Source organism: Priestia aryabhattai, from assembly GCF_023715685.1.
Taxonomy (GTDB): domain Bacteria; phylum Bacillota; class Bacilli; order Bacillales; family Bacillaceae_H; genus Priestia; species Priestia aryabhattai_B.
Window position 1 is genome coordinate 428,180 of the sequence record NZ_JAMBOQ010000001.1, and the last position, 22,054, is coordinate 450,233.

The following is a 22,054-nucleotide window of genomic DNA, read 5'->3' on the forward strand; positions in this document are numbered from 1 at the left end:
CGTAAAACGCATGTTCAACCTTTTATATCAACAAAAAAAAGTTGACTCTGCTGAAAAATTCAGAAAAGTCAACTTTTACGTTTATGCATTATGTTTTAATACATGAGACTTAAAGAGCTGTTCGTAATCTTTCCATTTCAACACACGTTTTAAATATTCTTGAAACGAGTAGGTTTGCTTCGGAATTGATTCGTTCGTGATTTGTCTAATAAATAAATCAAGTTTTGCAGATAACATGAACCGAAACGTGCTATTTTCCTCTAAAACTGGAATTTCAGTAATTTTCACTTTTTGACCACTGACATGTTTGAATTCAAGGCTTTTTAATAGCAAGGCGATCAACCCTCTTTTTACCCGTTTATTTTATTATAATGCTTGAGGCACTTTCTGTCTTGATAAAATAGAAAGAAAGCACAAATATTTTTTAAAATAAAAATGCTTCATCAACTTATTCGACAGTTGATGAAGCATTCCTTTTTAAAATGATCTTCTATTTAAATAAATAAGTGAAACAAGTTGCTTTCTTTATTAATTTCCGTATAAGGAAATCCTTTTTTATCCATACGGTTAATTAGTGGATAATAATCTTCTTTATGCTTAAGCTCGATTCCCACAAGTGCTGGTCCGCTGTCTTTGTTATTCTTTTTCGTATACTCGAAGCGAGAAATATCGTCTGTCGGTCCAAGCACTTCATCTAGAAATTCACGAAGAGCTCCTGCGCGCTGAGGGAAATTAACGATAAAATAATGCTGTAATCCTTCATAAATCATCGAACGTTCTTTGATTTCCTGCATACGTCCAATGTCATTGTTTCCTCCGCTGATGACGCAAACAACCGTTTTTCCTTTAATTTGCTCACGGTACGAGTCAAGAGCAGCAATCGAAAGAGCTCCTGCCGGTTCTGCTACAATCGCGTTTTCATTGTATAGAGATAAAATGGTTGTGCAAACCTTGCCTTCAGGAACAACTACAATATCGTCCACAAGCTCTTTACTGATGTCATACGGAAGCGTTCCAACTGTTTTAACAGCCGCCCCATCTACAAATGGGTCGATTGCTGGTAGCGTCACTACATTTCCATTTGCTAAAGATGTCTGCATGCCAGGCGCGCCTGCTGGTTCTACCCCAATCACAGCTGTTTGAGGCGAGATGCTTTTTACGTATGTGCCGACACCGGAAATTAATCCGCCCCCGCCGATACCCGCAAATACGTAGTCAATTTCATCTTCACAGTCATTGAACATTTCAACGGCTACTGTACCCTGTCCTGCAATAACGTCCACATCATTAAATGGATGAATAAATGTTCGATGTTCCTCTTCACTGCATGCAATAGCTTGTTCATAAGAATCATCAAACGTATCTCCGATTAGTACGACCTTCACGTTGTCTTTGCCTAAAAATTTCACTTGATTAATTTTTTGGCGTGGCGTTGTGCTCGGCATAAAGATTTTACCGTCGATATTCAAATGACGGCACGCATATGCTACACCTTGTGCGTGGTTTCCTGCACTTGCACAGGCAATTCCATTTTCTAATTCTTCTGGGGATAACTTTTTGATTCGATTGTACGCACCGCGAATTTTAAATGAGCGCACCACCTGTAAATCCTCACGTTTTAAATAGATATTACATTCATATCGTTCAGACAAAACGTCATTACGCTGTAGTGGTGTATGCACAACAACATCTTTAATCAATTGATTTGCAATCATGATGTCCTCTAAATGTACGTGTTTTGTTCGATTATCTACTTGTTGTTTCATAACCAACTTCCTTCCTCTTCTACCATTATTAATTTGTACATTATATCACATAAAATTTAGAAAAATCATTATTTTTCATTAATAATAACTAAAAAAACTTTTCCAACTATTTTACTGTCCACATACTTTACATATGTTTAGCAAACGCTAAATAGACTTACAAAATTACCCATATTTTCTACATGCAGCTGATGCGATAACAGGTATGAATTAAGAAAGGTTGTGGAATAAATGAAGTTTTCACTTCAAAGTCATGAAAGTGCCGTTCCATGCGAAGTAGTTGCAGATGAAGAAAACGGTAGATATATGCTTCGCAAAGCAGATACAAGCGGAGAAGTTTTTAAGACACCAAGCGAGCTGATTCAATGGATTGAAGCAAACTGGAGCGCTGAACAGTTTGTTAGCACAGCAGCTTTTCACGAAATGATGAAGCAATTAAAATCAATATAAAACACCCTGCCTTTTTATCAGGCAGGGTGCGTTTTTTTATAGATAAAAGAAATTAGCTTCGCTCGTATACGGTAAAATAATACGTATATGGATTTTTTTCATCTTGAATTCCTTGTGCTTTTGAAATAACCTTCCATTCGTTCAAGTTAACCGCAGGAAAATGTGTATCTCCTTCAAACGATTCTTCAATATGAGTAATATAAAGTCGATTTGCAATGTCTAATGTTTGCTCATACAGGGTAGCTCCACCAATCACAAACAGCTCGTCTTCCTTTTCAGCATCTAATGCTTCTAGTTCTTCGACTGAATGAATAACTGTTGCTCCTTCTTTTTTATAATCTTTTTGACGCGTAAGAACCACATTTTCACGATTAGGAAGCGGTCGTCCAATTGATTCAAATGTTTTTCTTCCCATCACGACCGTGTGACCCATTGTGATGCGCTTGAAATACTTCAAATCTTCCGGAAGGCGCCATGGCAAATCGTTATCTTTGCCGATAAGCCCATTTTGATCCATTGCGACAATAAGAGAAATCATACGCTTACAGCTCCCTTGATATGAGGATGCGCATTATAATCGACTAATTCAAAGTCTTCAAATTTAAAGTCAAAGATCGACTTTACATCTGGATTTATTTTCATTTTTGGTAATGCATGAGGCTCGCGCGTTAACTGCAAGTTTACTTGTTCAATGTGGTTGCTATAGATATGCGCATCACCAAACGTATGAACAAAATCACCAGGCTCTAAATCGCACACTTGTGCCACCATCATTGTCAGCAGCGCATATGAAGCAATATTAAACGGTACCCCTAGGAAAATATCAGCTGAGCGCTGATACAATTGACAAGACAATTTGCCGTCCGCTACATAAAACTGAAATAAGCAGTGACAAGGCGGCAAAGCCATATTGTCTACATCAGATACATTCCAGGCGCTTACCATTAAGCGGCGCGAATCAGGATTGTTTTTAATTTGATTGATAACATTTGTAATTTGATCAATTTTTTCTCCGTCCGGTGTTGGCCATGAACGCCACTGATGACCATACACAGGGCCAAGCTCGCCGTTTTCATCCGCCCATTCATTCCAAATGCGCACGCCGTTATCTTGTAAATACTTAACGTTTGTATCTCCTTGTAAAAACCAAAGCAGTTCATGAATAATTGATTTCAAATGAAGTTTTTTTGTCGTTAATACCGGGAAACCTTCTTGTAAATTAAAACGCATTTGATAGCCAAATGTGCTAATTGTACCTGTTCCTGTCCGATCTTCTTTTTTTGTTCCATTTACTAACACATGCTCGCAAAGTTCAAGATATTGTTTCACTTCCGACACTTCCTTTATTAAAAAGTCCTTTTCTATTGTATAAGTGTTCACAGGCTAAGTAAACAACTAAATCTCAGCGCATGTAGAAAAGTTCTTTATCGTTTAGATACGCGATTCCCCAGAAAAAACAGCCTAATTTATACAATTAGGCTGTTTGCGTTAATTAAATACAATTGTGCGGTTTTCATGAACTAAAATGCGGTCTTCTAAGTGCCATTTCACAGCACGTGCAAGCACCGTACGTTCAATTAAGCGGCCTTTTTTCTTTAAGTCATCCGCATCATCACGGTGGTTCACGCGTTCAATATCTTGTTCAATAATTGGTCCTTCATCCAAGTCGTCCGTTACATAGTGAGACGTAGCACCAATTAATTTTACACCTCGTTGATATGCGCGTTCATATGGACGTGCTCCAATGAATGCCGGTAAGAATGAATGGTGAATATTAATGATACGATATGGATTTTCAGCCACAAAAGTCGGCGTTAAAATTTGCATATAACGCGCCAAGATAATCACATCAATATTATAATCTTTTAATACCTGCAGCTGTTTGGCTTCTGCTTCTTGGCGAATGTCTTTTGTCGCCGGTATATGCTTAAACGGTATACCGAATGATTCAACCACTTCGCGTGCATCTTCGTGATTGCTCACAACGACAGCGATGTCTGTCATCAAATCTCCGCTTTCCCATGCCCACAGCAACTCTAGTAGACAATGATGCTCTTTTGACACAAAAATAGCTGTTTTTTTCAAATTATGAGCATATGTAAACTGCCAGTTCATTGAAAATGTATCGGCAATTTTGTTGAAGCTTTCTTCTAGTTTTACTTCTTTAGCTAATAAATCCTCACATTCAAATTCGAAACGGATAAAAAACATACCCCCTTCATGGTTCGTTGAATGTTGACTTGATTCTACAATATTTGCACCGTGCTCATGTAAAAACGTAGACACGGCCGATACAATACCTGGCTGATCCGGGCAGCTAATTAGCAGCCGACCGCGATTTTTATATTTCTCTTTATATGAAGTTAAATGTTTTTGAATATGCGATTTCATGTAATTCCCTCTCTTTTTTTAAATATACAGACAATTGTACCATTATCCTTGTAGCGATGCGACATTGAAATAAGGCTTTGACAAAAGAAAACCGAAACGTTTGCTTCGGCTTGTGTACTTGTTGTTCCAATATCTACTCCAATCATATATTTCATTCAATCACCCACCTTTAATTTACACATACTTAAAATGAGTGTTTCCTAAAGCACTGCGGCTCATCCCTTTCTCTAGTACTTTGCCTATTGTTTTTCCTCAACAAAAAAGCCGCTAGTACAACACCAGCGACTTTTCCTTATTATTGCACAGCTTTTTCACTAACTTCATGCAAGGCATTCCGTACCTTACCGTATTCACTTGCATGAGGACGATCTCCGTCATCTTCGTACCCGTAATCAAACATTCGATTTCGATTTAAAGTTAATTTCGTAATGGTTGGACGTAATAAATCAAACAATTCAAATCGCTCTTTCAAATGTGGAAATGATGCTTGATAATGTAAAATTTCTTCTCGTACACTTTTCCAAAAGTCCGCTTCTCCTACGCTTTCATGCTCTTCTAAAATGATCGCTAAATAGCGGAAGTGACAAACAAATAGCCCTGTTAAAATAAACTGCGTCAATCCTTCTGGCTCTTCGCTGCGCAACACTTTTTTCAATTCAAGAGATAGCTGTTGCAGTTCTTCAAACGGCTGATCGCTAATATTCACATCGTCTACAAAATCTTTCATAATAATTCGAACCGGCTTGTTATGTTTAAGCACTAGAACTGTATTTTGACCGTGGGGGGAAAATACAGTTCCGTATTGATACAAGTAATGAAGAAGCGGCGGCAGAACAGCGCTGGTTAACGCATCAATCCACTGGTTAGGGGTTAAGCCCGACTTTTCTATATAAGACGAAACTAAAGCTTTCCCTTCACTGTCAACATGTAAAAGCGCAGCTAGAGTAATCGCATGCTCTCCTTCTTCTAACTCTTGATAAATGCTTTCACGCCAAACCACTCCCAGCATTTCTAAATACTGATAAGGCGCATTTTTAATAGAAGCAAACGTCGGCTGAGTTACGTTTAACGTAGCCACTTCGCCTAAAAGCCCTACTTTGCACGTATCTTTTAAAAACGCATCACGATCTCGTATGCCTTTAATGTGCTGAGTTACTTGAGGCGCAATTACTGTCCGCTCACTTGGAAGTCCTCTGTACACAAGAGTATTTAATATACTCATTGGAAGCTTTACATGATATTTATCTTGATTTGTTGTATTCACAAATGTACGAATCGACTGCTGAGGCAAGTACTGATCCTTACCTTCTCCTAAAGGAACAATTAAATGATTTGCAATGTATTCAGCGAATAATGGAACAATCACGTTCATCCACTGCCATTCATGGACAGGAATATAATAATAGTCCGCTGCTAAAAGATCTTGGCTTGTTAATTCTTTTTCAAATTCAGCTAGCGTCTCACCGCTTAGCTCCTGCTTTATGACATCATCAAAGTCGAGGGTATCTAATGAATGAAATGAAGCAATTTGCTTCGCTACAGCAATCCATGAAAGCTGAATTTTTTGTTTTTGCTCAGGTGCAAACCGAAGATAGTCATCATAGCCAAACCCGATGCGCCCTTTGTTGTACGTAATCCAAGGGTGTCCCGTCATTTCACCTTCTAGCTCCGCATAATCCATATCTGCTAATTCATCAGCTGATTTTCGATTTTGCAAATGCACATCTGCTATTAATGTATGAAAATATTCTTTTGCTAAGTGACCTGCGGTTGAGCTAGACATTCCTTTATCTTCAGATAAGCTAATTAATAGCTGCAAGGCTTCCGAAAATGTAGGGTTTGACGTTTTAGATGTTAGCTTAATACTTTCTGGCAGTACAGAAAAACTATCAAACAATCGCTGTTTCGCTTGATATATATACGTAACGCCCCGGTGGTCTTCCCATTGATACGTAGCAATGGGACCCTGTTTTTGCAGTTGTTTCGGTGCAATAATATTTTCATACATGAATTCCTGCAGCATTTTAGCTAAAAGCTGCCGATTTGCTTTTTCCCATGATTGCTTATTAAATACGGAAAGGTTCGTTTCTTTAATTTTCATCCTTCATTCTCCTTTACTTGTCTTAGAATAGGGATTGTTTTATTACGCAGCGGCATCACAGCATTAGCAGCTAGCAGAGCGGCTGCTCCCGCTACTAAAGGAAACGCCAAATTCACTTTGCTGATTTCTAATGCTAAAAGCGGTGCAATCAGCAAGGCGATATTTTGAACAGCAATAAGCCAGCTGTAATAGTAAGCAGCCGCTTGCTTGCTTTTTTGAAATAAATAAATATCCAGTATGACCATACTGAGGTAAAAACCGGCTCCATATAAAATTCGGCTTATAATAAACATGCTGAGATGACCAGCATATGCTTGCAAACATAGGAGTAAAACACTAGCACCCGTTACACTATAAAAAAGCGGTATAACTTTGCCATTAAATAGTTTTGTAGGTATCGTAAGCTTTAAAACAATGGCCATAATGCTCGGCGTCACATATAACAAAGCGCTACCTTGACTGCTCACGCCATATGTGTCATTTGTAAACAATGTAAAATAAGGGCGAATTACATTGTGCCCAAAGTGAAAAAAGAAAATAGCCAGCAAATAAAAAAAGATAGGCTCATTTATACTTTGAATGTATGCTGGTGTTTTCTCCATTTTTAAAGATGAATCTTTTATTCTCAAGAGCCATACAGCCAGCACAATATCGGCTAAAGCAAAGTATTGATATACTTTAAGCGGCATTTCCCATGCAATAACCGTACTTCCAAACAAGCTAGCAACAATAATAGCCGTATGAACAATAAATACATAGGTTGTTGCAGCACTTGCCTTTTTCTGTCCATTTTTAATGCCGCCTACTAAATATGGGTACAAAAGATATAAATTGCTTTGAAACACGAGCAGCACTAACGAAGTGGCTAAAAATCCATAAAAAGTAGCAACTTCGCTCAGAATGATTTTAATTAAGGCTGTCATTAGAAGTGACGTTACGATTACGTGTTTTACTTTCCACTTCTTAAGCAGCATTCCCCATAAAGGTGTCATGACAATGACCACAATCCGGCAGCAAATAATGAAAAAAGACGTCATCGTGACTCCATCTACATGAAAAGCATTTGTAAAATACTGTGGATAAAATGGTGATAATAATACCTCTGATGTCATGGTCATAAACAAACAGATAAAAACAAAGCGCGCAGAAATCATCTCTTAAAATCCAAACTTTTGAAAGACAGTATTTTCATATATTTTGTACACGCTTTTACCTGCAATTTGATTAATCAAGACAGCATTTCGATAAGCGCCTAAACCTAAGTCTGGTGCTCCAACCCCGTGCGTATGAAGCTCTCCGTTTTGAACAAATAGCGGGGCGCCTTTTTTCTTCATCTCAACTTGATAGGATTCGCTAATTTTCAGCTGTCCTTTTTCATCAAACAGCAAATGTTCTTTTATACCTTCAATAAAAGCAGGCTCGTTTGCATGGTAGCCCGTAGCCATAATGACAACTTCACTTTCTTCTTTTTCAAATGTGTCTTGCTCGTACTGGTGAAGAGTAAGAAGATGTGTATCGTTCATCTTTTCAACGCCTGCAAGTTCCGTAAGCGCACGCATCGTCAGCGGCAATTCTTTGCCGCCAATTGTTCGTTCATAAATCAAATCATAAATATCACCGATCGTTTCAAAACTTATTCCTTTGTATAGAAGAGCTTGATTTCGTAAAACGCTCTCTTTTTTCTCTTCATCCAATCGGTAAAAATAGCGGGTATAATCAGGTGAAAAATGTTCAAGGCCAAGCTTTGAATATTCCATTGGATAAAATCCTTTTGAGCGTGTATACCAATTCAGCTTATACTCAAACTGAGGCTGCTGTTGAAGTAAGTCATAGACAATTTCAGCTGCGCTTTGACCAGAGCCAATCACAGTAATACTCTTAGCCTGCAGCGTTTGCTCACGGTTCATTTTGTAATGAGCAGAGTGATAGAACGTATCGCTGGCTACTGATTGAAAGTCTCTTGGCACTACGGGCTGTGTACCTACTCCGGTTACAAGATGATAGCTGTAATATGTATGAAGCTTTCCTTCTTTTTCAACCGTTACTTCATAGAAAGGCTTAGCGTCTTCATGCATCTTCACTTCTTTTACTGTGCTGTTAAATTCAAGCCCACCTAGCTGGCTGGCTACCCAGCGGCAATAATGATTGTATTCATTTCTCGGAATATGAAACTTCTCAAAGAAATAAAACTGATACAAGCGCTCATGCTCATGCAAATAATTTAAGAACGTGTACGGACTCTTCGGATCCACCATTGTGACCACATCTGCCATAAACGGAACTTGAAGAGTTGTCCCTTCCAAAAGCATTCCTGGATGCCAATTAAACTCATCTTTTTGTTCAAAACATTTGTATGTACAATCTGTTTTGTCAATTAAAGCCGCTAATCCTAAATTAAATGGACCAACTCCTACCCCAATTACGTCTAAAATGTCCCGTTGTTCCATTCGCTCCACCTTCTTTCAAATACTTTTCTTTCACATTTCAGCAATACACCTGTTTTATCAGGCAGCACTACTTCTTTCATAAATTGAAACCCGCATTTTTTAAATACTGCAATCATTTTTTCGTTTCGTACATCTGGCTCTGCTATTACTTTAGTCGTGTCTGCCACGTTGAACTTGTGCTTTAGCAAACTAAGAAGGAGCGGATAAATATAGCCTTTTCCTAAAAAAGCAGGTTCTCCAATTAATAAATGAATTCCTTGATCTCCTTTTTCATAAGGGTAATAATTACTGATAATGTCGCCTTCAACCATATAAGATTCCCAATAGCTCATAGGTACACCGTCAATTTCTCCAATTAGCAACTTTTGATGAGAATCAGCTAGAAATGTTTTTAAATGCTGCTTATATGCCTGTTTTGAAATATTCAAATTCCAATACGGAATAACATGTGGTTCATGCATCCACTTGTACAACCGTTCGAGATCTTCTGCAAAAGAAACAGAGCGAAAGGTAATGCTCTGCTCCTTTTGTTTAATCATAAATGGATACTGCGTTTGTAATGCTGATTTCATACACGTACACCTGCAGATTCGTACAGAGGATTCTCGACATTTACATAAACAGACTGCGTTTCAAGAGATCCTACCAGCTCATCCATATCATGAACACGCGTTAAGAAATTGGCTTTGCAAGGAAGCACTTTCTCTTCTAAAATCGATGAAACAAGCCCTGTATGATCTTTTTCTTTGTACATCTCTATCTCTTGTCGCAAAATCAATAGCAAGTCTGACTCTTGAACCAAACCAGCTGCACCAAAAGCATTAACTAATCCTAAAATATGATTAAAGAATACGTAATAACGAAATCTTTCTTCTGCTATAGCGTCATCACATACTGTATCGCTTTCTCCGTTTAAAGAAGGAAGCAGCTCGCGAAGCTCTTGTTCCTTTGATTTCATAAAGTAATAGCCTTGGTTGTCGCGGTAGTAAAACACCGATGGATATCCGTTCTCATCAAGCTTAATAACGGAATTTTGCTGATGAGCTTCTAACGCTATTCCTTTTTGAGTGTATAGCCACATCATAGGATGAAAAGAGACATCTAAATAGCGGTTAAACCAGCGCTTGCTTACGTCTTCATTCGTGCTATTTTCACTTGCAGCAATATGATTAATAATATTTCCGATTTGAGAAGCTTTTCCAAATATATGGTCTTGACACAAACTTGCTAGCAAAGTTGTTCGATCTCCTTTCTCACCTTGAAAAGGATTGCTTCGAATCATCACTTCAAATCCAAGTTCCTTTTCCCCAAGCGTGATGTAAGCAGGGTCTTCAATCACTTGAAAAGCCGGATGATTTTCGTGAAGCTCCGCCTGCAATCCCCCTTGTAATAAACGGCTAACTTCAACACCTCTGCTTAATTCTTTTCGTTTATTCACCCTCAGTGAATTAGTGATCTTCACCGGAATAGAAAATTTGTACATCACATCTGCCTCTTTACTGTATACAGTTCTAACAGACGAAGTCGGATAAAACCGCTGACCATGTGGACCTAGGTAAGCAAGCCTGCCTGTTTGAATCCATTCACACACTTCTTCTTTTCCTAAAAGGTAGCGAGCTTGCAGCGGATGCATAGGTATAAGTGAATAATCGTCCGCTTGGCAATAAGACTGTATGAATTCTTCAGAAACTGTCTTATCTTTTTTCAGCTGCTCTTTAATAAGCTGTGAAGCGGTTTGATTTCCAGCGGACTGTTCTACAACAAGAGATTCATGCGCTCTAAAATAATGAAGCTGAAATTCACCGTTCACTTCAGGTCCAAACACCTCTTCTTCTTCAGGTAATATCCCTTGGCGGCTTTTAGGTGTTGGATGCAGCTGGTGTCCAATAAGCAAGGACTGCTCAGATTCTAAGAACGTTTTGTCCCATTTATAGCACGCCTCTAACTCTTCCTGTCTTTTTTCAATGAACAATTTCATATTTTCATAGCTTAATAGCACACGTACAATTAGCTCATTCACTTGTAATAAATGATCCGTTACTTCTTTTAAGAGAAAGGCCAAAAGAGTGACGATATCTAACTCTTTGAGCTCCTCTTGCTGAATACGATAATAAAAGTTTGGAAAGAACAAGTGACGTCCGGTAGCTGAACGATACTTTACTGGAAAGTAAAGAGTTATCGGCTGTTTTTCTAACCTAAGAACGAGCGTTTCCTCGCTTTTCATTCCTGAAACGGACTGCCATACTCCCTTCCCTGTTTCTCGAATATAGCAATTAATAATATTTTGCATCGTAATAAAATTAGCCGATAACTGAGCGTTCACGTAATCGCTCCTCCTTTTTCTCCAACTGTTTTCCTAAAGCAACGACTTCCTCTAACTGAGTGGAAACAGAATCAAATGTAATCATAGGGTTTAACATGGTTAGTTTTAAATAAGCTTGTTTTTTATGCTTTGTTTTTGCCATGATGAAAGTACCTTTTTCATATAAATGCTGCTGAATACGTTGATTCAAATTATTTTCATAGTGCAGCTGTTTTTGAGGATCACCATATAAAACATCCGGCACATAGCGAAAGACAACGGCGTTCATATAAGGGTCATTTAACACCGCTATATTCCTTTGTTTTTGTAAATATTCAGCTGTCTGCTTAGCAGTTTCAATCGTATGGTCAACCATTTTTCCATATTCATTTGTACCTACTGCACGGAAAGTCAGCCATAGCTTTAAGGCGTCAAATCGTTTTGTCGTTTGAATACTGCGATCTACCAAATGAACATACTCATCTTCTTCAGGATTTAAATAATCGGCATGAAGCTGAATATGTTTAAACATAGCTTGATTCTTCAGCAAAAATGCCCCGCAGCTCACCGGCTGATAAAACCACTTATGAAAATCCATCGTAATAGAATCCGCTCGTTCAAGAGCTTTTAAGCGTTCACGATACTTATGTGAAAATAGCAGCGCTCCTCCATAAGCTGCGTCAGCATGAAGCCAAAGTCCTTCTTCTTTAGCTAGCTCACTCATTTCAAGAAGAGGATCTACGCTTCCAAAATCTGTCGTACCTGCCGTTGCTACAATAGCAAGAGGAAGGTTTCCCTGTGCCTTGACTTCCTGTATCGCTTCTTCTAAATTTTCTATATCCATCTCGTACCGCTCATTGCACTTTACACTCACCACTGCATTCATGCCCAGTCCAAGCTGAGCTGCAGATTGCTGCACTGTAAAGTGGGCTTTTTCCGAACAAAAAATTCGCAGTTTTTTAGCTTCAAAGGGTAAGCCTTCTTCACTGACATCAATTGAAAATGCAGAATGGCAATATTCATTACGAGCAAGCAGAAGTCCCATATAATTCGACTGAGTCCCTCCGCTTGTGAACACACCTGAAGAAGAGCTTGAATAACCAATTTGTTTTGTTAACTCATCAATTACTTGATCTTCTATATACGTAGCTGCTGGACTTTGATCCCATGAGTCCATAGATTGATTTAAAGCAGAAATCATCACTTCCGCAGCAAGGGCCGGTATAATCGGAGGACAATGCAAGTGCGCCATTGCCCCGGGATGAGAAATATGAAGCGAATGATTCATCACTAACGTTTGTACGTCATCAAACAAGTCTTCTAGCGGCTGTTCGTGCTCGCTAAAATAGACAGAACGATTGACTAAGTTCATTAGATCATTAACGTTAATGTGAGTATAAGGCGATTGTAATTCACGGTAGTGACGTTTAATCATCTCAGTCATTCCACCTAGCATCACTTCATAATTCTGGAGGCTTTCTTTTGATGATGATAAAAACCATTTTTCAAACGGCGCCATTCTATTTATTCACCCACTTCTTTTCTACTGCTTTTATCGCTTCATCAAATCTTGTTAACACTTCATCCGTTTGTTGTTTCGTTAAAATTAATGGAGGAAGCAGACGAATAACAGCACCATGTCTTCCACCCACTTCTAAAATGACGCCTCTGTCGAAACATTCTCTTTGAATCAGTTTAGCTAACTCACCGTTTGCAGGATAACTGCCGATTTTATTAGCTGACTTTGTTGCGTCTACGATTTCAACACCGAGCATCAAACCTCTTCCCCGTACATCTCCAATCGAAGATACTTGCTTTTGAATATGTTTTAGCTGACTTTGAATATAAGCTCCTAATTCATGGGCATGTGCAGGTAAGTTTTCTTGTTTTATAAATTGCAGAGTGGCTTGTCCTGTAGCCATCGCAAGCTGATTCCCTCTAAATGTACCGATATGTGCACCCGCTTCCCATTGATCGAGCCTTTTATCATACAGAACGACTGATAAAGGAAGGCTGCCTCCAATTGCTTTGGACAGCACTAATACATCTGGTTCGATCTCAGCGTGCTCGAATGCATACAGCTTTCCTGTTCGTCCAATTCCAGTTTGAACTTCATCTACAATAAGCGGAATGTTTCGTTCTTTTGTAATTCTGCGGAGCTCTTTTAACCATGGAATCGGCGCTGGAACAGAGCCCCCTTCTCCTTGTACGATTTCTACTACAACACCCGCTGGAGTAACAATTCCACTTTCAGGATCATCCAGCATATTTTCAATATATGTACTAATGTATGTGTGACCTTCAGCACCTACGCCAAACGGGCAGCGATATTCATATGGGTAAGGTAAAAAATGTGTGTCCGGCACTAACGCATGAATGTGTTTTTTGGGACTCGTTGTACCGCTGATGCTTAACGTCCCATGCGTTGAGCCGTGATATCCCCCTTGAAAAGATAGAATCGTTCGGTTACCTGTTGCTGTTTTCACAAGCTTTAAAGCCGCTTCAATCGCGTCTCCTCCAGTTGGACCGCAAAACTGTATTTTCGCTTTGTTCGCAAATTTTTCTGGTAAACTAGCAAATACTTCATCGATAAAAGCTTCTTTGACAGGCGTTGTTAAATCTAATGTATGTAAAGGAATAGATTTCGCTAAAACGTCTTGAATTGCTTCATGAACTACGTGATGGTTATGGCCAAGAGCAAGTGTGCCGGCTCCTGCTAAACAATCAATATACTCTTTTCCATCCATATCCGTAATCACAGCGCCTTTTGCTTGCTTAATCGCAATAGGAAGGCGTCTAGGGTAAGACCTTGCATTGGATTCTCGTTCATTTTGCATAGCAAGCAGCATTTCGTTTGATGTAAGTTGTTTCGTTGACGTTGACGTTGACATATCATATCCTCCTGTTTATTCAATTGATAATGATTTTCATTAACAATTATAACAATAAATGATAATGATTATCACTGTCAATGATTATTCTGAAAATATGAAATTATTCCTATTCCACTCTAAATTCTTCAAAACTAAACATTTTCTTATTTATCAAGGACTCAAAGGGTTTTATGGCGTTTTCCAATTAGGGAAAACTATGTAATAAGTCCCTTTCTATTTCCAAATAAAAAAGTGCTACAATTCCTTGTAGCACTTCTGTTACTTTTGCTTATTCATCGTTTCTTTTGCAGCTTTTACACTCCTTGGGTCAAGCGGCTTTGTATATTGACAATTCACTCGAACCCCTGAACCAATACGAATTTCTGTCACGGGAGTAACTGATAAAAACGCTTGAAGATTTTCAGGCTTAAGCCCTTTTGTCCCGATTAAAATAATATCTTTATCTTTCATTCTTCTTAACAGTTTTTTAATATGAGGAATACCGTTTAGCGCACTTTTATCCGCTCCTGAAGTCATGACACGCTGAATTTGCTTATAGCTTAAAAGCGTTTCAAGCGCCTTTTCTTGATCACTAATTTCATCAAATGCTAAATGAAATGTTACATTCATTTCTCCTGCCGCATCCAGCAGTCGCTTTAAAGCTTGCTCATCGATGATTTTTTCTTCTGTTAAACAGCCAATTTCAATTCCATCAATGCCAATTTCTCTTGCATAGTGAATATCTTCAATCATTGTTTGCAAATCATCTTCGTCATATTGAAAAGATTGATTATGTGGGCGGATCATCACAAATATTGGAATATGTATCGTTTCTTTTACTTTTTTCATCAAACCATAGCTGGGGGTTAAGCCGCCTTCACTGATCCCAGTTACAAGGCTTATACGATCGGCACCATGTTCCTGGGCAACTTTAGCATCATGTAAGGTTGCAGCTGTAACTTCTAATATCATTCTAAAAACACCCTTTCCCCTTTAATATAGAGCTTTTGCCTTCTTTTCCCTGTATTTATACTTAAAAAACTCTACCAAACTCTCTTATGTAAGAAAACACCCAAAAGATGTGATTAATATTTTCAAAAAATTGAATGTCATGGAAAAAGAGTAAGAACTATTCTTTTTCTCATGACGTTTCAATTAATAAAATTCTATATTTATACTAAAGATTCAAAAATACATCCCTTTTATCTAGGGTAAATGATTTATTAAAAAGAGCGTGGATTTGTTTGTTGCATGAACATCCACTCATTTAAAGAATGAGGCTGCTGATGACCAACGGGTGCTGAGAAATCGCGGCATCCGCAATCATGCATTGGCATCTGACCCATTCCTCCGTGCATTGGCGGCATTCCGCCTTGCATCGGCATCTGACCCATTCCTCCATGCATTGGCGGCATTCCGCCTTGCATCGGCATCTGACCCATTCCTCCATGCATTGGCGGCATTCCGCCTTGCATCGGCATCTGACCCATTCCTCCATGCATTGGCGGCATTCCACCTTGCATCGGCATCTGACCCATTCCTCCATGCATTGGCGGCATTCCGCCTTGCATCGACATTTGGTCCATTCCTCCGTGCATTGGCGACATTCCACCTTGCATCGACATTTGGTCCATTCCTCCGTGCATTGGCGGCATTCCGCCTTGTATCGGCAGTTGGTCCATTCCTCCGTGCATTGGCGGCATTCCGTCTTGCATTGGCAGTTGGTCCATTCCTCCATGCATTGGCGGTAGCTCTCCGTACATTGGCATTTGATTCATTTCTTTTTGCATCGGTGGCATTCCGCCTTGCGTTGGCATTTGACTCATTCCCCCATGCATCGGTGGCATTCCATCTTTCATCGGTGGCATTTCTCCGTACGTTGGCATTTGATTTGCGCCTTCTTGCATCGGCATTGCCTGCATTTCTTTTGCAGAAGGCATTGGAGGCATTTTAGCAGGTTTAGGTGCTGCTTGCATATATGGATTGGATATCGGTTGTCCGGTTTGTTTCATTCCATACGAATTTCTCATTTTTAAGGGCTCCTTCCCATTCTCTTACTCTGTTTACGTTATTCTTTTTACCATCAATCTGAAATTCGTCCATAAGAAAATAGGCCTTCTACACATTCAAAATTGTAGAACGTATAAGAAAAAAGCTATAATCGAGGCAAATTGCAGATAGAAAGGTGGCACATGATGAATAAAACCATTATCGTATGGATTCGAAAAGATTTTCGGCTAGTTGATAACCCAGCTCTATTTCACGCAGCTAAAGAAGGAATGATTGTACCTGTTTATATCCATGACGACTATGAAGAAAGCTCAATAGGAAGTGCAAGTAAATGGTGGCTTCACCATGCGCTGAATGACTTCAAAACCTCGATCAAAAAAATAGAAGGAACACTGATTGTACAAAAAGGAAACCCTAAAGATGTTTTACAAAAATTACTCCATGAAACGAATGCGCAAGATATTTATTGGAACAGACGCTATGAACCACATGCGCTAAAAAGAGATAAAGAGCTACAAGCTTTTTTTCAGAGCAACAAATAAATATTCGCACATTCCAAGGATTTCTCCTTCATGAACCTTGGAAAATCATAAAAGAAAATGGAGATCCTTATAAAGTATTTACAGCTTACTATAAAGCTTTTCAAAAACATTCAGTATCTTCTGCTGTAAAAAAAGTTACTTCCATCCAGGCCTTCTCTAAGCCGATTGAATCTCTTTCAGTCTCAGATCTCGATTTGCTTCCAAGCATACCGTGGGATGAAACGATTAAGTCGACGTGGAAAGCTACGGAAAAAGGCGCTATTGATGCCTTCAAAACGTTTTTAAAGAATAAGCTGCTTCATTATGAAAAAGGACGAGATTTTCCCGCTGAAGCATTAAATTCATTTCTGTCTCCTTATTTCGCTTCAGGACAGCTCTCAGCTCGAGTCCTTTATCATTATTTGAGAACTAAAGCAGAAAAAGTACGTTCTGATGCTTTTGAACATCAAGCTGAAATGTTTATTCGTCAACTTGTATGGAGAGAGTTTGCTTATCAGCTGCTTTATCATTTCCCACACACTACAAGTGAACCGCTTAATGAAAAATTCAAGCAATTTCAGTGGGCTGACGGCAATGAAGAGCTTCAAGCTTGGAAAAATGGAAAAACCGGCTATCCCCTTGTCGATGCCGGAATGCGGGAGCTGTGGGAAACAGGGTTTATGCGCAATCGAGTTCGAATGATAGCTGCTTCCTTTTTAGTAAAGCACCTTTTAATTCATTGGAAACACGGAGCAAATTGGTTTTTTGATACCTTAGTAGATGCAGATTTAGCTAATAACACAATGGGCTGGCAGTGGGTTGCAGGCTCAGGAGCAGACGCCGCGCCATATTTTCGTATTTTTAATCCAATTACTCAATCAGAAAAATTTGATAAAGAAGGAGAATATATTAAAAAGTGGCTTCCAGAGCTTAAAGATATTCCGTCTTCTTATATTCATAAACCTTGGGAGGCTCCAGCAGACGTATTAGAAAAAGCAAACGTTACGCTTAATAAAACATATCCGACTCCAATTGTCGATCATAAAGCAGCTAGAGAGCGAGCGCTAGAGCATTATCAGCACATCAAATAAGAGGTAAATCACGCCTCTTATTTGATGTGCTGATTTTTTTAAATGTGTAAAAATTCCATTTCTAATCTATTTACATCTAAAAACATGTATTTGAAATCTCTTTATAGGGTTTTCAAGCCTAATGCTCCCCTCTATAGCACATTTGATTTTTTATATTTTTTCCTATAATTTGAATATATAATAATTATTATATATGCTTGAGAACTCTCTCACTGCATAGATCTGATTGGAGTGATTCGATGCCCGTTTGTCCTTCTTGTAACTATAAGGAAGATTATAATTTTTGCAGAATGTGTGGCACTCAAGTTCGGCACACCTTTGCCAAACAGGAAGATCAGCTTTTTTATCCTTTAAAAGATCGAATCATTACGGATGACAATAAACCAAAGCATCAGACTATTTTATCTCATACCCGTGATTTAGTATGTGCTATTACTGAAGATGGCATTTATGAATATGCTTCTCCTTCTTACGCTAAAACGTTAGGCGTTTATCCTGATGAGCTTATTGGACAACATGTGCTCATCAATGCGTATCCCGAAGACAAGCACATAATCTCCACTGTTTTAGCTAACATGAGTAAAACAAAAGGTGCCTCCACATTTGAATACCGAAAGTTTCATGTAAATGGCACTATCGTTTTATTAGAATGTAAAGGCGCTCCAATTATCACATCTACTGGAGAAATTGAAGGTTTTGTATTTGTATCACGAGACGTAACAGAAAAAAGACAAGCAGAGAAAAAGATGCGAAATTCAGAAAAACTCTCTGTCATTGGCCACCTTGCTGCAAGTATCGCACATGAGGTTCGGAATCCTTTGACAACCATTAAAGGGTTTGTACAACTGTTCTGCGAAACACAGCAGCCGAAAAAAACAATGATTTATCAAGATCTCATTCAGCATGAACTCTCACAAATTGAACATATCATCGCAGAGTTTATGAGTTTAGCTAAACAAGAGTACGTATATACAGAAAACCTTGTTATTACAGACTTGCTAGATGAGGTATTAAAGCAATTTGAACCGGTTACTGGAGTCAAAAACATCCACATCATTCGCCATTATTCAAAAGAACATCCTCTGCTCATTAGTGGAAAAAAAATACAGATAACCCAAGCATTTATTCATATTATACAAAATGCCGTTGATTCTATGGAAAGCGGCGGCAAGCTGGCTGTATCGATTGAAAAATCAGCTAGAGAAACGCTCTGCATCGTGATAAAAGACAGTGGATGTGGAATTGACTCAAAGCGTATCCCTCATCTTGGAGAGCCTTTTTATACAACAAAAGAACGAGGAATAGGCCTTGGACTAACAATTTGCAACAAAATTATTAACGAACATAAAGGTTTTTTTCATGTATCCAGTAAAAAAAATGACGGCACAAGCATTACTATTACACTTCCTATGAAAACGAGTGAACTTTATGTAGTAGAAGCGTGAAAGAAGCCACCTGATTTACTCAGATGGCTTCTTCCTTTAAAACAGCTGGGTGTACAGCTGATACTTATAAAGCATATAAAAACTTCCTATCACTGCTAGGTAAAAGATGAGAGTCTCTGCTCTACTACCTGTTTCATATGTTAAAGGAGGCTTAAACTTCTTCTTGCTAAGAGGGGAGAAAAAAGGTACCCCTCGTTTAGAAAAGAAATCTCCAAGAATATGAAAAGCGTATCCATAGGCTATTCCTAATGTGAAATCGTTGTCATACATCGTATGTAAATAAAAAATAAGTCCGCTTGCAAGAATAGAATGCGTAATACCTCGGTGTCCAAAAATAGATTTAATCACTTTTGCGAGACCAAGAGACCTTCTACCAATATATGAATTTGGTTCATCAATATCAGGAAGCAGCGCTCCAATCGCAATGCCTACCACATAAGGAAATGTAAACGAAGCGTCTCCTGTTATAGCCACACCGGCACCGGCAGCAATCGATGTTGCAATATGTGTGTGATATCTCAAATATGCCACCTTCTTTCTTTTTCAACTTAAGGCAAGCACTATGACCAAAATCATACATATGTTCGCCCAACGTTAACTATAAGTGAAGGTGGTAAAAATGTCAAAATAATCTATGGTTACGTAAACTGCAGACCAACTAATCCGATAAGCATCACAATAAAACTAATAAGAGTACCCTTTCCATTTTTCTTTGCTCTTCCATCTTTTTTGACAATAGAATAAATCCACGTACTCGAATACACAGCGAATCCAAGAAAACCAAATAACGTGATATATGTAAACATACCGAAACTCCTTTGCTTGTCATTACTATTAACTATACGAGATTTCATAAAAAAAACAAAGTAGTATGACAGCTTGTTTAATATCTCTTTCTTTTTCTTATACTAGGAAGAGGAGGGATGGTTATGCAACAAATGCAGCTGGAAGATATATTCGACTTTTATGGGTTGAGTGAGGTTTATCGCGGCAATTTTGAAGATGTTGAACACCACTGGTTATTTAAAGACGTCGAGCTAACTATACTTGAAGATTTTTTTAATTCTCACGATTGCCAAGACCTTGAATGCTGTACCCTTGAGGAATTTTGTTTTTCATTTATGAATTTCCAATCGATCCATGCACAAATTCCCCACGTGTACTATTACTAAAAAAAGTGATTTCGCAGGAAAGCGAAATCACTTTTTATTAAAAGCCTAAAGAAATATATTTTACTTCTAAATATTCTTCAATTCCATAATGTCCGCCTTCACGTCCAAGTCCACTTTCTTTAAAGCCTCCAAACGGCGCTTGTGGTGTAGAAGGTAGTCCATCATTTAGTCCTACAATACCATATTCTAAAGCTTCAGCAATACGAATAGCTTCTGAAATATTTTCAGTGAACACATAGGCTGCTAATCCGTAAGGCGAGTTATTTGCACGGCGAATAACTTCTTCTTCTGTTTGATACGTCGCAATTGGAGCAATTGGTCCGAATGTTTCCTCGTACATACAAAGCATATCATCTGTTGCACCATCTACAACCGTAGGTTCAACAAACAGTCCGCTTCCCTCTTCACGTACAGATCCTCCCGTTAAGACGTTCCCACCTTTTTCTACAACATCAGCTAAATGGCGCTTTACTTTTTCTAACGCTTTTTCATCGATTAAAGGTCCAATATCCGTGCCTTCTTCCAAGCCATCTCCCACTTTCAGCTGGCTAACAGCCGCTGCAAACTGTTCTGCAAACGGTTTAGCAATGGACTCGTGCACATAGATGCGGTTTGTACATACGCATGTTTGACCAGCGTTACGAAATTTAGAAGCAATTGCATTTGTTACTGCTTTATCCAAATCAGCATTTGCTGTTACGATAAACGGAGCGTGTCCTCCTAATTCTAAAGACACTTTTTTAACCGTATCAGCTGCTCCGCGCATTAACAGTTTACCTACCTCTGTAGAGCCCGTAAACGATAGTTTACGTACACGTCCATCTTGAAGCCATGCTTCTCCAATCGCTTTTGCATCTCCCGTAACTACATTAATTACGCCTTTTGGGATACCTGCTTCTTGTGCCAGCTCTGCTAGACGAAGAGCCGTTAGTGGCGTTTGTTCTGCCGGTTTAATAACCGCTGTACATCCAGCTGCTAAAGCTGGCGCTACTTTACGTGTAATCATTGCTGCCGGGAAGTTCCACGGTGTAATAGCTGCCATGACTCCCACAGGTTGCTTATGAGCAAATAATCGTTTATTAGGAGAAGAAGCTGGAATTGTTTCCCCATAAATGCGTTTTCCTTCTTCTGCATACCATGAAACGAATCCGTTGGCGTAGCCAATTTCACCTTTTGCTTCTTTAAGAGGCTTACCTTGCTCGACTGTCATTATTTCAGCCAGTTCATCGGTGTGTTCTTCGATCAGCTGATGCCATTTAAATAATAATTTACCGCGTTCTTCCGCTGTTTTTTTAGACCATGTTTGAAACGCCTCATAGGCAGCATCTGCTGCTAGCTTCGCTTCTTTTTCTCCGCCTTTTGCAACAGTAGCTACTACTTCATTTGTCGCTGGATTTACCACTTCGTATGTATCATTTGTTGAAACAAATTCTCCGTTAATATATAAGTTTGCTTGCTTCATATTTCTTCACTCCCTGCTTAAAT

The 22,054-nt window shown here is 38.8% G+C and carries 21 protein-coding genes and 1 pseudogene; 4 read left to right on the forward strand and 18 right to left on the reverse strand.

From position 1 onward, the window contains the following. Positions 1 to 81: 81 nt before the first annotated feature. A complete protein-coding gene (locus M3225_RS02255; RefSeq protein WP_116077310.1) occupies positions 82 to 333 on the reverse strand; it encodes a DUF2535 family protein in 252 nt (83 codons plus the stop codon). 161 nt (positions 334 to 494) lie between these two features. Continuing rightward, the gene (ilvA, locus tag M3225_RS02260; RefSeq protein WP_013084697.1) at positions 495 to 1,766 is read right to left on the reverse strand and encodes a threonine ammonia-lyase IlvA; all 1,272 of its coding nucleotides are present in this window, start codon (positions 1,764 to 1,766) and stop codon (positions 495 to 497) included. Positions 1,767 to 1,997: 231 nt separating this feature from the next. Here ilvA and M3225_RS02265 point away from each other — a divergent pair, with 231 nt between their 5' ends. Next, the gene (locus M3225_RS02265) at positions 1,998 to 2,216 is read left to right on the forward strand and encodes a hypothetical protein (protein WP_251390842.1); all 219 of its coding nucleotides are present in this window, start codon (positions 1,998 to 2,000) and stop codon (positions 2,214 to 2,216) included. Positions 2,217 to 2,268: 52 nt separating this feature from the next. On the opposite strand, the gene M3225_RS02270 is transcribed toward M3225_RS02265, so the two are convergent. From M3225_RS02270 to M3225_RS02330, 13 genes are all read right to left on the reverse strand, one after another. Next, entirely contained in the window at positions 2,269 to 2,754 is a 486-nt protein-coding gene (locus tag M3225_RS02270; protein WP_251390844.1) for a dihydrofolate reductase, read from the reverse strand. Continuing rightward, entirely contained in the window at positions 2,751 to 3,545 is a 795-nt protein-coding gene (locus tag M3225_RS02275) for a thymidylate synthase (RefSeq protein WP_251390846.1), read from the reverse strand. The genes M3225_RS02270 and M3225_RS02275 overlap by 4 nt, the downstream gene beginning before the upstream one ends. 159 nt (positions 3,546 to 3,704) lie before the next feature. Further along, entirely contained in the window at positions 3,705 to 4,607 is a 903-nt protein-coding gene (gene purU, locus M3225_RS02280; RefSeq protein ID WP_251390848.1) for a formyltetrahydrofolate deformylase, read from the reverse strand. Continuing rightward, entirely contained in the window at positions 4,604 to 4,762 is a 159-nt protein-coding gene (locus M3225_RS02285; RefSeq protein ID WP_251390850.1) for a hypothetical protein, read from the reverse strand. The genes purU and M3225_RS02285 overlap by 4 nt, the downstream gene beginning before the upstream one ends. Positions 4,763 to 4,902: 140 nt before the next feature. After that, complete coding sequence (locus M3225_RS02290) at positions 4,903 to 6,708, reverse strand: IucA/IucC family protein (RefSeq protein ID WP_251390852.1); 1,806 nt, start codon at positions 6,706 to 6,708, stop codon at positions 4,903 to 4,905. Next, positions 6,705 to 7,862, reverse strand: coding sequence for an MFS transporter (locus tag M3225_RS02295; protein WP_251390854.1), 1,158 nt, complete (start codon positions 7,860 to 7,862; stop codon positions 6,705 to 6,707). The genes M3225_RS02290 and M3225_RS02295 overlap by 4 nt, the downstream gene beginning before the upstream one ends. 3 nt (positions 7,863 to 7,865) lie before the next feature. Continuing rightward, positions 7,866 to 9,155, reverse strand: a complete 1,290-nt coding sequence (locus M3225_RS02300) for a lysine N(6)-hydroxylase/L-ornithine N(5)-oxygenase family protein (RefSeq protein ID WP_251390856.1) — start codon at positions 9,153 to 9,155, stop codon at positions 7,866 to 7,868. Next, positions 9,134 to 9,727, reverse strand: a complete 594-nt coding sequence (locus M3225_RS02305) for a GNAT family N-acetyltransferase (RefSeq protein ID WP_251390858.1) — start codon at positions 9,725 to 9,727, stop codon at positions 9,134 to 9,136. Before M3225_RS02305 ends, M3225_RS02300 begins: the two co-directional genes overlap by 22 nt. Beyond that, positions 9,724 to 11,478 carry an IucA/IucC family protein gene (locus tag M3225_RS02310; protein WP_251390860.1) on the reverse strand — a complete coding sequence of 585 codons (1,755 nt, stop codon included), beginning with the start codon at positions 11,476 to 11,478 and terminating at the stop codon, positions 9,724 to 9,726. The genes M3225_RS02305 and M3225_RS02310 overlap by 4 nt, the downstream gene beginning before the upstream one ends. After that, positions 11,456 to 12,976 carry a pyridoxal phosphate-dependent decarboxylase family protein gene (locus tag M3225_RS02315; protein ID WP_251390862.1) on the reverse strand — a complete coding sequence of 507 codons (1,521 nt, stop codon included), beginning with the start codon at positions 12,974 to 12,976 and terminating at the stop codon, positions 11,456 to 11,458. The genes M3225_RS02310 and M3225_RS02315 overlap by 23 nt, the downstream gene beginning before the upstream one ends. A 1-nt stretch (position 12,977) precedes the next feature. Beyond that, a complete protein-coding gene (locus M3225_RS02320; RefSeq protein WP_251390864.1) occupies positions 12,978 to 14,348 on the reverse strand; it encodes an aspartate aminotransferase family protein in 1,371 nt (456 codons plus the stop codon). Positions 14,349 to 14,609: 261 nt separating this feature from the next. Next, entirely contained in the window at positions 14,610 to 15,302 is a 693-nt protein-coding gene (locus M3225_RS02325) for a copper homeostasis protein CutC (RefSeq protein ID WP_251390866.1), read from the reverse strand. Between the two features lie 251 nt (positions 15,303 to 15,553). After that, positions 15,554 to 16,360: a hypothetical protein gene (locus M3225_RS02330; protein ID WP_251390867.1), complete on the reverse strand. Its 807-nt coding sequence runs from the start codon at positions 16,358 to 16,360 to the stop codon at positions 15,554 to 15,556. Positions 16,361 to 16,525: 165 nt separating this feature from the next. Here M3225_RS02330 and M3225_RS02335 point away from each other — a divergent pair. Both M3225_RS02335 and M3225_RS02340 read left to right on the forward strand, forming a co-directional pair. Beyond that, positions 16,526 to 17,952: pseudogene (locus M3225_RS02335) on the forward strand (cryptochrome/photolyase family protein). Positions 17,953 to 18,191: 239 nt separating this feature from the next. After that, positions 18,192 to 19,397: an ATP-binding protein gene (locus M3225_RS02340; RefSeq protein WP_251390869.1), complete on the forward strand. Its 1,206-nt coding sequence runs from the start codon at positions 18,192 to 18,194 to the stop codon at positions 19,395 to 19,397. 36 nt (positions 19,398 to 19,433) lie between these two features. On the opposite strand, the gene M3225_RS02345 is transcribed toward M3225_RS02340, so the two are convergent. Together M3225_RS02345 and M3225_RS02350 are read right to left on the reverse strand one after the other, a co-directional pair. After that, positions 19,434 to 19,919 (reverse strand): metal-dependent hydrolase, encoded by a 486-nt coding sequence (locus M3225_RS02345; protein ID WP_251390871.1) that lies wholly within the window; start codon positions 19,917 to 19,919, stop codon positions 19,434 to 19,436. Between the two features lie 116 nt (positions 19,920 to 20,035). Next, complete coding sequence (locus tag M3225_RS02350) at positions 20,036 to 20,203, reverse strand: hypothetical protein (RefSeq protein ID WP_216143884.1); 168 nt, start codon at positions 20,201 to 20,203, stop codon at positions 20,036 to 20,038. Positions 20,204 to 20,326: 123 nt separating this feature from the next. On the opposite strand from M3225_RS02350, the gene M3225_RS02355 reads away from it, so the two are divergent. Beyond that, positions 20,327 to 20,569 (forward strand): hypothetical protein, encoded by a 243-nt coding sequence (locus M3225_RS02355; protein ID WP_251390873.1) that lies wholly within the window; start codon positions 20,327 to 20,329, stop codon positions 20,567 to 20,569. Between the two features lie 37 nt (positions 20,570 to 20,606). Here M3225_RS02355 and M3225_RS02360 read toward each other — a convergent pair whose 3' ends face one another. Then, positions 20,607 to 22,031, reverse strand: a complete 1,425-nt coding sequence (locus M3225_RS02360) for an NAD-dependent succinate-semialdehyde dehydrogenase (protein WP_251390875.1) — start codon at positions 22,029 to 22,031, stop codon at positions 20,607 to 20,609. Between the last annotated feature and the right edge of the window lie 23 nt (positions 22,032 to 22,054).

What these genes read in the sequence shown, in the direction of transcription:
- ilvA (WP_013084697.1), bottom strand. Translation starts at nt 1,766, where the DNA reads ATGAAACAACAAGTAGATAATCGAACAAAACACGTACATTTAGAGGAC.
- M3225_RS02265 (WP_251390842.1), top strand. Translation starts at nt 1,998, where the DNA reads ATGAAGTTTTCACTTCAAAGTCATGAAAGTGCCGTTCCATGCGAAGTA.
- M3225_RS02270 (WP_251390844.1), bottom strand. Translation starts at nt 2,754, where the DNA reads ATGATTTCTCTTATTGTCGCAATGGATCAAAATGGGCTTATCGGCAAA.
- purU (WP_251390848.1), bottom strand. Translation starts at nt 4,607, where the DNA reads ATGAAATCGCATATTCAAAAACATTTAACTTCATATAAAGAGAAATAT.
- M3225_RS02285 (WP_251390850.1), bottom strand. Translation starts at nt 4,762, where the DNA reads ATGAAATATATGATTGGAGTAGATATTGGAACAACAAGTACACAAGCC.
- M3225_RS02290 (WP_251390852.1), bottom strand. Translation starts at nt 6,708, where the DNA reads ATGAAAATTAAAGAAACGAACCTTTCCGTATTTAATAAGCAATCATGG.
- M3225_RS02295 (WP_251390854.1), bottom strand. Translation starts at nt 7,862, where the DNA reads ATGATTTCTGCGCGCTTTGTTTTTATCTGTTTGTTTATGACCATGACA.
- M3225_RS02300 (WP_251390856.1), bottom strand. Translation starts at nt 9,155, where the DNA reads ATGGAACAACGGGACATTTTAGACGTAATTGGGGTAGGAGTTGGTCCA.
- M3225_RS02305 (WP_251390858.1), bottom strand. Translation starts at nt 9,727, where the DNA reads ATGAAATCAGCATTACAAACGCAGTATCCATTTATGATTAAACAAAAG.
- M3225_RS02315 (WP_251390862.1), bottom strand. Translation starts at nt 12,976, where the DNA reads ATGGCGCCGTTTGAAAAATGGTTTTTATCATCATCAAAAGAAAGCCTC.
- M3225_RS02320 (WP_251390864.1), bottom strand. Translation starts at nt 14,348, where the DNA reads ATGTCAACGTCAACGTCAACGAAACAACTTACATCAAACGAAATGCTG.
- M3225_RS02325 (WP_251390866.1), bottom strand. Translation starts at nt 15,302, where the DNA reads ATGATATTAGAAGTTACAGCTGCAACCTTACATGATGCTAAAGTTGCC.
- M3225_RS02330 (WP_251390867.1), bottom strand. Translation starts at nt 16,360, where the DNA reads ATGAGAAATTCGTATGGAATGAAACAAACCGGACAACCGATATCCAAT.
- M3225_RS02340 (WP_251390869.1), top strand. Translation starts at nt 18,192, where the DNA reads ATGCCCGTTTGTCCTTCTTGTAACTATAAGGAAGATTATAATTTTTGC.
- M3225_RS02350 (WP_216143884.1), bottom strand. Translation starts at nt 20,203, where the DNA reads ATGTTTACATATATCACGTTATTTGGTTTTCTTGGATTCGCTGTGTAT.
- M3225_RS02355 (WP_251390873.1), top strand. Translation starts at nt 20,327, where the DNA reads ATGCAACAAATGCAGCTGGAAGATATATTCGACTTTTATGGGTTGAGT.
- M3225_RS02360 (WP_251390875.1), bottom strand. Translation starts at nt 22,031, where the DNA reads ATGAAGCAAGCAAACTTATATATTAACGGAGAATTTGTTTCAACAAAT.